The 10,885-nt window shown below is 72.4% G+C and carries 9 protein-coding genes; 6 read left to right on the top strand and 3 right to left on the bottom strand.

The genetic code is table 11. From position 1 onward, the window contains the following. Positions 1-369 precede the first annotated feature (369 nt). The gene (locus AOK24_RS30655; protein WP_055723295.1) at positions 370-1,047 is read right to left on the bottom strand and encodes a uracil-DNA glycosylase; all 678 of its coding nucleotides are present in this window, start codon (positions 1,045-1,047) and stop codon (positions 370-372) included. 184 nt (positions 1,048-1,231) lie between these two features. On the opposite strand from AOK24_RS30655, the gene AOK24_RS30650 reads away from it, so the two are divergent. Next, complete coding sequence (locus AOK24_RS30650) at positions 1,232-2,149, top strand: sirohydrochlorin chelatase (RefSeq protein ID WP_107104084.1); 918 nt, start codon at positions 1,232-1,234, stop codon at positions 2,147-2,149. A 154-nt stretch (positions 2,150-2,303) separates the two neighbouring features. On the opposite strand, the gene AOK24_RS30645 is transcribed toward AOK24_RS30650, so the two are convergent. Further along, a complete protein-coding gene (locus tag AOK24_RS30645; protein WP_055723293.1) occupies positions 2,304-3,584 on the bottom strand; it encodes an FUSC family protein in 1,281 nt (426 codons plus the stop codon). A 249-nt stretch (positions 3,585-3,833) separates the two neighbouring features. Here AOK24_RS30645 and prcB point away from each other — a divergent pair, with 249 nt between their 5' ends. The 3 genes from prcB to AOK24_RS30630 all read left to right on the top strand — a co-directional run bounded on the left by prcB (position 3,834) and on the right by AOK24_RS30630 (position 8,279). Next, positions 3,834-4,673 carry a proteasome subunit beta gene (gene prcB, locus AOK24_RS30640; protein ID WP_055723292.1) on the top strand — a complete coding sequence of 280 codons (840 nt, stop codon included), beginning with the start codon at positions 3,834-3,836 and terminating at the stop codon, positions 4,671-4,673. Positions 4,674-4,886: 213 nt separating this feature from the next. Further along, positions 4,887-5,363 carry an Lrp/AsnC family transcriptional regulator gene (locus AOK24_RS30635; RefSeq protein ID WP_055723291.1) on the top strand — a complete coding sequence of 159 codons (477 nt, stop codon included), beginning with the start codon at positions 4,887-4,889 and terminating at the stop codon, positions 5,361-5,363. Between the two features lie 144 nt (positions 5,364-5,507). Then, positions 5,508-8,279, top strand: coding sequence for a beta-L-arabinofuranosidase domain-containing protein (locus tag AOK24_RS30630; protein ID WP_055723290.1), 2,772 nt, complete (start codon positions 5,508-5,510; stop codon positions 8,277-8,279). 6 nt (positions 8,280-8,285) lie between these two features. Here AOK24_RS30630 and AOK24_RS30625 read toward each other — a convergent pair whose 3' ends face one another. Beyond that, positions 8,286-9,014, bottom strand: a complete 729-nt coding sequence (locus tag AOK24_RS30625) for a LysR family substrate-binding domain-containing protein (protein ID WP_055723289.1) — start codon at positions 9,012-9,014, stop codon at positions 8,286-8,288. A 57-nt stretch (positions 9,015-9,071) separates the two neighbouring features. On the opposite strand from AOK24_RS30625, the gene AOK24_RS30620 reads away from it, so the two are divergent. Both AOK24_RS30620 and AOK24_RS30615 read left to right on the top strand, forming a co-directional pair. After that, entirely contained in the window at positions 9,072-9,482 is a 411-nt protein-coding gene (locus AOK24_RS30620; RefSeq protein ID WP_055723288.1) for a DUF5997 family protein, read from the top strand. Positions 9,483-9,650: 168 nt separating this feature from the next. Continuing rightward, positions 9,651-10,885 (top strand): right-handed parallel beta-helix repeat-containing protein (locus tag AOK24_RS30615; RefSeq protein WP_240554207.1); only part of this gene is annotated, 1,235 nt, incomplete at its 3' end.

Here is a 10,885-nt window from a genome sequence, read left to right as displayed (position 1 = left end):
GGCCGTGGCCGCGCGGGGCATCGGTCCCTTCGAGGGCGGGCGCGGGCCGGATCACCGCGCCGGCAGGCCGCGTCGGTGTACGGCACCTGCGCGGGCCCGCCCGAACCCGGACGCCCGGACGCGACCGCCACCCGCCCGCCCGTAACCGCCCCAACCGAAACGCCGCCGGGTCGACGCGGGCCGCCCGGACACGAACGCCTCCCGACCTAGCCCGAACACTCAAGCCCCAACCCCGCCCGGCCGAACGAGAACGCCTGAATCCGAACGCCGCCCGGCCGACGCGGGCCGCCGGATCACGGTCGGCCACTCGCGTCCGCCCCCGCGCGATCACGCCCCCAGGCGCCATCCATACCGCGCCCCCGCCACGGCCTACGGCAAGCGCCAGTCCACCGGCTCCGCGCCCTGCTGTACGAGCAGTTCGTTGGCGCGGCTGAAGGGGCGGGAGCCGAAGAAGCCGCGGTCGGCGGACATCGGGGAGGGGTGCGCGGACTCGATCGCCGGCAACTGGCCCAGCAGGGGGCGGAGGTTGCGGGCGTCGCGGCCCCAGAGGATGGACACGAGCGGCTTGCCGCGCCCCGCCAGCGCTCGTATCGCCTGCTCGGTGACCGCCTCCCAGCCCTTGTCGCGGTGCGCGCCCGGCTTGCGGGGGGCGGTGGTGAGCGCCCGGTTGAGCAGGAGCACACCCTGCCGCGTCCACGGCGTCAGGTCGCCGTTCGAGGGCCTGGGCAGTCCCAGGTCGGTGTGCATTTCGCGGAAGATGTTCTCCAGGCTCCCGGGCAGCGACCGCACCTCGGGCGAGACCGCGAAGCTCAGCCCGATCGCCATCCCCGGCGTGGGGTAGGGGTCCTGTCCGACGATCAGGACCCGGACGTCGTCGAAGGGCTGCTGGAAGGCCCGCAGGACATTCGCTCCGGACGGCAGGTAGGTCCGGCCCGCCGCTATCTCCCCCCGGAGGAAGTCACCCATCGCCGCGATGCGTCCGGCCGCGGGTTCGAGAGCCTTCGCCCAGCCCTCTTCAACAAGTTCATGCAAAGGTCGTGGTGCCACAACGCGTCACCCTACGGGTTCGGATCGTCGGCGGTCGAGTACGGCCCGACCGGGGCAAGTCACCCAAAAATCATGCTGATCACGTCTGATCCGCACGTAACTCATCAGACAAAACAGGACGGATACCGCTCACCCTCACCCTCCCCGAACGGAGGAACCCGGGAAACCAGTAACATGCGGCGCCATGAGTTCCCCCACTGGGCCCGCGTCCGGCCTGCCAGTACGAATGCCGCGCCCCCGTCAGCCCGGGCGCCACCGCCGACCCGAGCCCCTGGCCGCCCCCGAGGGCGCGCCCGCGCTCGTCCTCGCGGTGCCGGGCACGCCCGGAGAGGGCACCCGGGGCCTCGCCGAGGAGATCGTGAGCATCGCCCGCTCCGAACTCCCCGGCCTCGACGCGCGCATCGGATATCTGGACGGGGACGACACCGAGTACCCGACCCTCCAGGCGGTCCTCGCGCACGCCTCCGACGAGCGCACGGCGCGCTACGAGCAGGCGCTGGCCGCCGGGCTCGACGTCAAGCAGCCCGACGGCCCCGTCGCCGTCGTCGTACCGCTGCTGGCCGGGCCGGACAGCGCGCTGCTGCGGCAGGTCCGGCAGGCGGTGATGGAGAGCAAGGTCGCGGCGGATCTGACCGACGTCCTCGGTCCGCACCCGCTGCTCGCCGAGGCGCTGCACGTCCGCCTCTCCGAGGCGGGGCTCGCGCGGGCGGACCGGGCGCGGCTGTTCACCGTCGCCACCGCGGCGGACGGGATCATCCTCGCGTCCGTCGGGGGCGACGAGGCGGTGCAGGCCGCCGGGATCACAGGCATGCTGCTCGCTGCGCGGCTTGCCGTGCCGGTGATGGCCGCTGCGCTGGACCAGGAGGGGTCCGTCGCTTCCGTCGCCGAGCAGTTGCGGGCGTCCGGGTCTCAGCAGCTCGCGCTCGCGCCGTATCTGATCGGGCCCGAGATCGACTCCGTCGTGGTCGAGGAGGCCGCGAAGGAGGTCGAGTGCGCGGCTGCGGAGGCGCTGGGGCCGTACCCGGCGATCGGCAAGTTGGCGCTGGCCAAGTACACGACTGCGCTGGGGATCGCGCCTCAGCAAGCACCTGCGGTGCGGTAGCGCTGGCGCTGGCCTGGCAGTAACAGACAGGACGCTGTACGTCCGGAGGGTCCGCTTCCTTTGTGGGGGTGGGCCCTTCGCCTATTGGGGTGCCAGTGGGGGGTGTTCGGCGGGTGCGGGTCAGATGTGGTTGTTCGCGCAGTTCCCCGCGCCCCTAAAAAGACGGGGTTCTCGCCGTCGTCAAGAGGTCTGCCAGTTCTCGCTTTGCCTCGTGCAAGTCAGCCGAAGGCTTGCCGTTCGCTGACGTGCGGACTTCCCTCGCGCATGTGTCCAGCAGTGTGAGTGCCTGGTGTGCTCTCGCCTTGCGTTCCCGCAGGGGGTTCAAGGGGTGCGTCAAGGGGGCCACCGCCTGGCGGACTCTCGGTAGGAGGGCTTCCAGTTCTGCGGTTCTGCCCGCGTGGACGGCCTGCAACGTCCGGTGGAGCCAGGCGTCCGTCACCATGTGCGTGGTGTTGGGGAGGACGAAGAGGACGGCCAGGGCTGCGGCCAGGGCGCCCAGGCCCGTTTCCGCGAGGCGGAGGGCCAGGAGGGACGGGGTCAGGACGCCCAGGACGCCGTAGAGGAGCTCTACCAGGAGCGTCACCCAGAGCATCATCCAGGTGTATGACACCGCCGCTGTGTAGAAGATACCGAAGACTGCCGCCGTGAGGCCGATCGCCGTGGGGATCGGGGCGCCGTTGAGGGGGACGGCGATCAGGAGGCCGACGGCGATGCCGGCGACTGTGCCGAGGACTCGGCGGAAGCCGCGTACCAGGGTCTCGCCGCGCGATGTCGTGTTGACGAAGATCCACCAGGTGGCGCCGACGGCCCAGTACCAGCGGTCGGGGGAGAGCGCGTGGCCGGCGAGGAGGGCGGCGGTGGCGGCGGTGGTCGCCTGGACGGCCTGGCGGGAGGTGACGCGGGCCAGGCCGGGGACGGTGACGGCGGGGGGCGTGGGGAGGCCGCGTTCGTAGCACCACAGGCCGAAGCGGACGGTGGCGGCGACCAGCAGGGAGAGCAGGACGGCGGCGTACAGCTCGGGCAGGTGGGAGGGGGTCGTGCCGAGGACCAGGGTCACGAAGAACGCCATGAACGCGAAGACACCGAGGGCGTGGCCGCGCGGGCCCCAGCGGCGCGCGTACACGCCCGCGCCGATGATCGCGAGGAAGGCGAGGCCGCGGGCGAGGGGACGGTCGTGCACGGTTGCCGCGAGCGTGAAGACGGGAAGCCCTACGGCGGGCAGCAGCGCGGTCGTGACGGCCTGGCCCCGTACGGTCGCGTCCGTCACGGTGAACAGGGCGAGGAGGGCCGCGAGGCCGCCCGTGACGGCGGCGACGAGGGAGTGCCCGGCGACGGCGCAGGCCACGACGGCGAGGCCGACCCCGAGGACGGCCCGGGAGGCGGCGCGCAGCCTCATTCGGCCCGGATCGGGAGCCGTGAACACCTTCCTCAGCATCTGCCACCCACCCCTTGCGACTCTTCCGGCACGAGAAAGGCGCCACGGGTCCCCGCAGCGCCATCGACGCGATTATCAGACCATCTACGGCCCTTCTGGCTCAAGTGACGTCGTATCGAGTGATCCATTGGCTCAGTCAATTCGGCCACCACTGGGCCGGTGCCGGGCCAACGGACCATCCGCGCGCCCCGCGCATACGCGTACGCCGGGTCGGGTAGGCCGATCCCGACCCGACTGAAAGGGAGCCCCATGAGCCACCAGAGCGACGGCGCGCTGCCGTCCGCGTTCACGGCCACCGGATCGTCGTCCTTCCTCGACTTCCTCGGCGCGCAGGCCCCCGAGCTGCTGCCCTCGCGCCGCGCGCTCCCGCAGGTTCCCGGTTTCGAGGCGCCGCACGGGACGACGATCGTCGCGGCGACGTACGCGGACGGCGTGCTCCTCGCGGGTGACCGGCGGGCGACGATGGGGAACGTCATCGCGAACCGCGAGGTCGACAAGGTGTTCGCGGCCGACGAGTACTCGGCGGTGGCCATCGCGGGCACGCTCGGCTTCGCGATCGAGCTGGTCCGGCTCTTCCAGCTGGAGCTGGAGCACTACGAGAAGATCGAGGGCACCGCCCTGTCCCTGGACGGCAAGGCGAACCGCCTCACGACGATGGTGCGCGGCAACCTCGGCATGGCCATGCAGGGCCTCGCGGTCGTGCCGGTCTTCGCCGGGTACGACGTGGACCGGGGCGAGGGCCGCATCTTCACGTACGACGTGACCGGCGGCCGGTCCGAGGAGTCCTCGGGGTTCGCGGCGACCGGCTCGGGCTCGGTGTACGCGCGCGGCTCGCTGAAGAAGCTGTACCGGCCGGGGATGAGCGAGGCGGACGCGGTCACGGCGGTCGTGCAGGCGCTGTACGACGCGGCCGACGACGACTCGGCCACCGGCGGCCCCGACCTCTCGCGCCGCCTCTTCCCCCGCGTGTCCCTGGTCACGGCGGACGGCTTCCGCATGCTGGACCCGGAGGAGGTCGCGGAGGTGTCGCGAACGGTGGTCGAGGGCCGCAGGGCCGCACCGGACGGACCTCGGGCACCGGTGCTGTGAGGTGGCGGGGTGGCGCTGGGCGTCCGAGGACATGCGGCACCGGGCGTGTCCTGAGGGCGCGGCGCGTGTTCATGAGGCCCGGGCCCGCGCACGCTCCGAGGGCGCATCCCGGTGCCGCGCGCCCGCTGGCCCCCGGGCGCTCACCGCAGGCCCCCTAGCTGGGCCATTGGTACAGTCGCCGGTGATCATCAGCGCACCGGGAAGGCCGACGGCATGGCGGTGGACGAGCTCGACACGCGCATCCTGCGGCTGCTGCTGGAGCAGCCCCGTACCAGCGTGCGCGAGTACGCGCGGATCCTCGGGGTCGCCCGGGGCACGCTCCAGGCGCGGCTCGACCGGCTGGAGCGGGACGGGGTGATCACCGGCACGGGCCCCACCCTCTCCCCCGGCGCGCTCGGCCATCCGGTCCTCGCGTTCGTGCACATCGAGGTCACGCAGGGCCACCTCGACGACGTCGGCGAGGCGCTGGCCGCCGTACCGGAGATCGTCGAGGCGTTCTCGATCACGGGCGGCGGGGATCTGCTGACGCGGGTCGTCGCGCGGGACAACCTCCATCTGGAGGACGTGATCCAGAAGCTGATCAGCGTGCCCGGGGTGGTGCGTACGCGGACGGAGGTCGCGTTGCGCGAGCGGGTGGCGTACCGGCTGCTGCCGCTGGTGGAGTCGGTGGGGCGGGCGACGGCGAAGTAGGCGCCGGGCCGCGCCGAAACTTCCGTACCCGTCCCTCCCGTTGACGTGCCGCTGCCCCCTGCCTATCTTCTGGACGATCTCTCGAACGGCACCCGAAATCTCGAACAGCACCTCGCCCCCCACGCCCACAGAATCGAGGAGCACATGGCCCCGCCCCTCTCCCGACGCACCCTCCTCAGGAGCGCGATGATCGCCGCCGCCGCATCCGGAGTCGCCGGCACGGGTACGGGCGGCGCGTCCGCCGCTCCCGCCGCCTGGTCCCTGCTCCCCCTCCCGCTGGACAAGGTCTCCCTGGGCCCCGGACTCTTCGCGGACAAGCGGCGGTTGATGCTGGACCACGCGCGCGGGTACGACGTGAACCGGCTGCTCCAGGTGTTCCGCGCGAACGCCGGTCTCTCCACGCTCGGCGCGGTCGCCCCCGGCGGCTGGGAGGGCCTCGACGGCGAGGCGAACGGGAATCTGCGCGGCCACTACACGGGCCACTTCCTGACGATGCTGTCGCAGGCGTACGCGAGCACCGGGGACGCGGTGTACGCGGAGAAGATCCGCACGATCGTCGGCGCCCTGGCGGAGTCCCGCGAGGCGCTGCGCCGCGCGCCCCAAGTCCTCAGCGTGCAGGGCAGGTTCGGGACGGCCGCCGAGAACGTGCGGGGTTCCCACCAGTACGTCGAGCTGCCCGCCCAAGTCCTGGGCGGCGCCTCGTCGGTGACGCTCGCGGTGTGGATCAGGCCTACGCACGCCGGGAGTTGGGCCCGCGTCTTCGACTTCGGCAACGACACGACGCGCTACCTCTATCTCGCGGCCCGCAACGCCGGGGGCGTACCCCGGTTCGCGATCACCACGAGCGGGGCGGGCGGCGAGCAGGGCATCAACGGCACGGCCGCGCTGCCGCTGAACCAGTGGAGCCACCTCGCGGTGACGATCGGCGGCGGGGTCGGCACCCTGTACGTCAACGGGCAGGCGGTGGGCCGGAGTTCGGGGATGACGCTGACGCCGGCCGCGCTCGGGACGCTCGCCCACAACTGGCTGGGGCGGTCGAACTACTCCGGTGATCCCGTGTTCGCGGGGGCGTTCGGCGGGTTCGACGTGTGGTCGCGGGCCCTGACCGCCGCCGAGATCACGGGACTTCAGAGCAGCAGGGGTTCAGGGAACCTCGCCTCGTACCGTTTTGACGAGACGTCAGGCGGCACGTTCGCCGACTCCTCGGGGCGCGGCCTCACCGCGACCCTGCGGCGGACCTGGGGTGCCCCCAGCCATGCCGGGTTCCTCGCGGCGTACCCCGAGACGCAGTTCATCGCGCTGGAGTCGATGACCGCGAGCGACTACACGAAGGTGTGGGCGCCCTACTACACCGCGCACAAGATCCTGCGCGGGCTGCTCGACGCGTACGCGGCGACGGGGGACGCGCGGGCGCTCGACCTCGCGTCCGGGATGGCCGACTGGATGCACTCCCGGCTGTCGAAGCTGCCCGGGGCGACGCTCCAGCGGATGTGGGGGCTGTTCTCCAGCGGCGAGTTCGGCGGCATCGTCGAGGCGCTGTGCGACCTGCACGACCTGACCGGCAAGAGTGAACACCTCGCGCTGGCGCGGCTGTTCGACCTCGACCGGCTCATCGACGCGTGCGCCGCGAACACCGACGTCCTCGACGGGCTGCACGCCAACCAGCACATCCCGATCTTCACCGGGTACCTGCGGCTGTACGACGCGACCGGCGAGGAGCGGTACCTGGCCGCCGCGCGGAACTTCTGGGACATGGTCGTACCACATCGCATGTACGCGATCGGCGGGACCAGCAACGCGGAGTTCTGGCGGGCGCGGGACGTCGTCGCCGGGGTCATCAGCGACGCGTCGGCGGAGAGCTGCTGTGCGTACAACATGCTGAAGCTGAGCCGGGCGCTGTTCCTGCACGCGCAGGACGCGAAGTACATGGACTACTACGAGCGGGCTCTGTTCAATCAGGTCCTCGGGTCCAAGCGGGACGTCGCCGACGCGGAGAAGCCGCTCGTCACGTACTTCCTCGGGCTGAACCCCGGGCATGTGCGGGACTACACGCCCAAGCAGGGCACCACGTGCTGTGAGGGCACGGGGCTGGAGAGCGCCACGAAATACCAGGACACGGTGTATTTCGTCGCCGCCGACGGGAGTGCGCTGTACGTCAATCTCTTCTCGCCGTCCACGGTGGAGTGGGCGTCGAAGGGGGTCCGTGTCGTGCAGGACACCGCGTTCCCCTTCGAGCAGGGGACGACCCTCACCGTGCGCGGCGGCGGGCGGTTCGAGCTGCGGCTGCGGGTGCCGGTGTGGGCCGTCGCCGGGTTCCGGGTCTTGGTCAACGGGCAGGCGGTGAGCGGGAGTCCGGTGCCGGGGAGCTACTTCGGGGTGTCCCGGGAGTGGCGGGACGGCGACGTGGTGCGGGTGGAGGCGCCGTTCCGGATGCGGGTGGAGCGGACGCCGGACGACCCGTCCGTGCAGTCGGTGTTCTACGGGCCGGTGAACCTCGTCGCGCGCAGTACGTCCACGTCCTACCTGCCGGTCGCGCCGTACCGGAACGCCGCTCTGTCGGGGGACCTGGCGCCCTCGTTCACGCCGGTCGAGGGCAAGCCGCTGCACTTCTCCCTGGCGGGCGTGGAGTTCGCGCCGTTCTTCGAGGGGACCGAGGAGCCCTCGCATGTGTACGTGCGCAGGGTCGAGGCGCGGGTGGTGTTCGGGGGCGTGGACTCCGGGGTCGCCAACCCCGTGCGGGGCGGCGGGAGTTCGCTGCTGGACGAGGTGTGGGCGGGGGCGCCGTTCAGGGACAAGGGGGCGCTGGTGGAGCGGGTGCGCGAGGTCGTCGCGTCGTGGGTGGCCGGCGGGCTGCTGGGGGCCTCGGACGGAGAGGTGATCGTCGCTACGGCACAGCGCGCGACCTACGTGTCCTAGCGGGGGTCACTTGCGGCGGCGGGGCTTCGGGGTCGCGGTCTTCCGTGCGGGCTTCCTCCCGGTGCTCGCCGCCTTCTTCACCGGGGCCTTCTTCTTCGCCGGTGCCTTCTTCGGCTCCTCCTTGGCCCGGCCCCTCGTGCTGTTCACCGTCCGCCCCCGCACCACCCCGATGAAGTCGTCCACCAGGTCGGTCGTCGCCTCCTCCGGCCAGGAGAGGGCCACCTCCGACCGGGGGGCGTCCGTGATCGTGCGGTAGGTGAGGTCGCGGCGGTGGTGGAGGCGGGCCAGGGACTGGGGGGTGATGAGGACGCCGATGCCCGCGGCCACGAGGTCGATCGCGTCGGCCGTCGTCTCGGGGCGCTCGAAGGCCGGTTCGCCGGGGGGCGTGTCCCAGTCGAAGACGTCGTCCTTCGGGTGGAGGACGGTCTCGTCGGCGAGGTCGGCGAGGGTGAGCTCCTCGGCGGCCGTGAAGACGTGGTCCTTGGGCACGACGGCGACCGTCGTCTCCGTGTAGAGGGGGATCGCGCTGAACGTCGTCCGGTCGACGGGGAGCCGTACGAGGCCGGCGTCGGCCGTGCCCGCGCGCAAGACGTCGGATGCCTCGGTGGAGGTGACCTGGAGGAGGGTGAGGGGGACCTCGGGGTAGCGCTCGGCCCAGACGCGCGCCCACTTGGCGGGCGTCGCGCCGGGTACGTAGGCGAGCCGGAACGTGGGGGAATCCGCCGAGTCAGTCACGCCGCAAGGTTACCGGCTGTGGTCGGACCTCTGCCCGGCGGCGGATACCCTGGGCCCATGAAGTCGCACCAGACCGCCCAGACGATGAAGCCCGCCACCGCGGCGAAGAAGCTGGGCGTGTACCTCCCCGCCACCCCCGCCGAGTTCCAGGAGGGTGTCGTCTCCCGCGCCGAGCTGACCGAGCTCCAGGAGAACCCGCCGCAGTGGCTTCAGGACCTGCGACTGAACGGCCCGCACCCCCGTCCCGTGGTCGCCGCCCGCCTCGGCGTCTCCATCGCCGGCCTGGCCCGCGGCGGCGTCACGGACCCCCTGACCACCGCCGAGATCGAGGCCCTGCGCGAGGAACTCCCCGACTGGCTGGAGAAGGAGCGCGCCACCCAGGCGGAGGTCCGCAAGGAGGCGGCCCGCATCAAGAAGCGCGACGCGGAACGCGCGGCGAAGACGGACCGGGAGCCGTCGGAGGACTGAGCTGTAGCGGGCCTGGCCGGGTGGAAGCTGCCGCCCCGCGCACCCGGCCGTCCCGCCCCACAGCCGAACCCGCCGCCCCACGATCACCAGTCCCCCGGTCCAAGCCGGAGGCGTGTCGCGGGGCGTCGGTGCTGTCCGGCCGGGGCTCGGGGCGATAGATGTGCGTCCGTGCGAAATCTTCTTTTTCTTCCCGGTGTCCGGGCGCTCGCCCGCTGGTGTCTGACGGCTGTCGTCGCGGTGGGAGCCGTGGGGTGCGCCGGAGGCGGTGACGAAGGGGCCCAGGGGTCCGGCAGCGGCGGTACGGCGGCTGTCGTGCGGGTGCCGCAGGACGCGCCCTCGGTGCGGCGGGCCGTCGAGCTGGTGCGGGACGGCGGGCTGGTGCTCGTGTCGCCGGGGGTCTACCGGGAGTCCGTGACCGTCGCCAGGCCGCGTGTCGTCCTGCGGGGCACCGACCGCAACCGGGTGGTGATCGACGGGGAGTTCAAGCGGCCCAACGGGGTCACCGTGACCGGCGCTGGGGCCGTCGTCGAGAACCTCACCGTCCGCAACCACCTCGCCAACGGCGTCCTGTTCACCGGCGTGACCGACGAGCGGCTCCAGGCGGGCCGGGCCGGGGGTTCGGCGTACGACCCGCTGGACACCGCCAAGTTCCCGCCGCTGCACGGGTTCCGGGCGTCGTACGTGACCGCGTACAACAACGCCCTGTACGGGATCTACGCGTTCGACGCGCGCGCGGGGGTCATCGAGCGGTCGTACGCGTCGGGCCAGGCGGACTCCGGGATCTACGTCGGCCAGTGCCGGCCGTGCGACACGGTCGTGCGGGACAACGTGGTCGAGCACAACGCGGTCGGCCTGGAGGTCACGAACGCCTCGGAGCGGCTGTACCTGCTGGGCAACCGGGCCTCGCGCAACCGGGTCGGGCTGACGCTGAACTCCAACGACCTGGAGGCGCTGGGCCCGCAGCACGGCGCGGTCGTCGCGGGGAACGCGTTCACGGACAACAACGACCCGCGCAGCCCGGAGCAGGCGGACGGCGGTTTCGGCATCGGCATCGGCTCGGGCGGCGGCCGGGAGAACGTCGTGGAGCGCAACCTGATCACCGGGAACCGGGCGGCGGGGGTGGTGCTGGCGGACGTCCAGGGGTACCCGGCGCGCGACAACACGGTGCGCGACAACCGGGTGTCGGGCAACGGCGCGGACCTGGTGCTGGCGACGGGGAACGCGGGCGGCAACTGCTTCGTGCGCAACGGGGAGGCGCGGCGCAGCCCGGAGCGGCTGCCGGGCCGGGACGGGTGCGGGGCTCCGGCGCCGGCCGCGTCCGGCCCTGCGGGCCGCGTCCTGGAACGAGACGCCCGAGGGCGCCGCGACGACCGGAACCGCCCCCAGGACGCGGCCCGCAGGGC

It is taken from the genome of Streptomyces niveiscabiei, assembly GCF_001419795.1.
Classification (GTDB): Bacteria; Actinomycetota; Actinomycetes; order Streptomycetales; family Streptomycetaceae; genus Streptomyces; species Streptomyces niveiscabiei.
This window is presented reverse-complemented; position numbering and strand designations above follow the sequence as displayed.

Coding starts and splice junctions, on each gene's coding strand:
- AOK24_RS30630 (WP_055723290.1), top strand. CDS start 5,508: ATGGCCCCGCCCCTCTCCCGACGCACCCTCCTCAGGAGCGCGATGATC.
- AOK24_RS30620 (WP_055723288.1), top strand. CDS start 9,072: ATGAAGTCGCACCAGACCGCCCAGACGATGAAGCCCGCCACCGCGGCG.
- AOK24_RS30650 (WP_107104084.1), top strand. CDS start 1,232: ATGAGTTCCCCCACTGGGCCCGCGTCCGGCCTGCCAGTACGAATGCCG.
- AOK24_RS30635 (WP_055723291.1), top strand. CDS start 4,887: ATGGCGGTGGACGAGCTCGACACGCGCATCCTGCGGCTGCTGCTGGAG.
- AOK24_RS30645 (WP_055723293.1), bottom strand. CDS start 3,584: ATGCTGAGGAAGGTGTTCACGGCTCCCGATCCGGGCCGAATGAGGCTG.
- prcB (WP_055723292.1), top strand. CDS start 3,834: ATGAGCCACCAGAGCGACGGCGCGCTGCCGTCCGCGTTCACGGCCACC.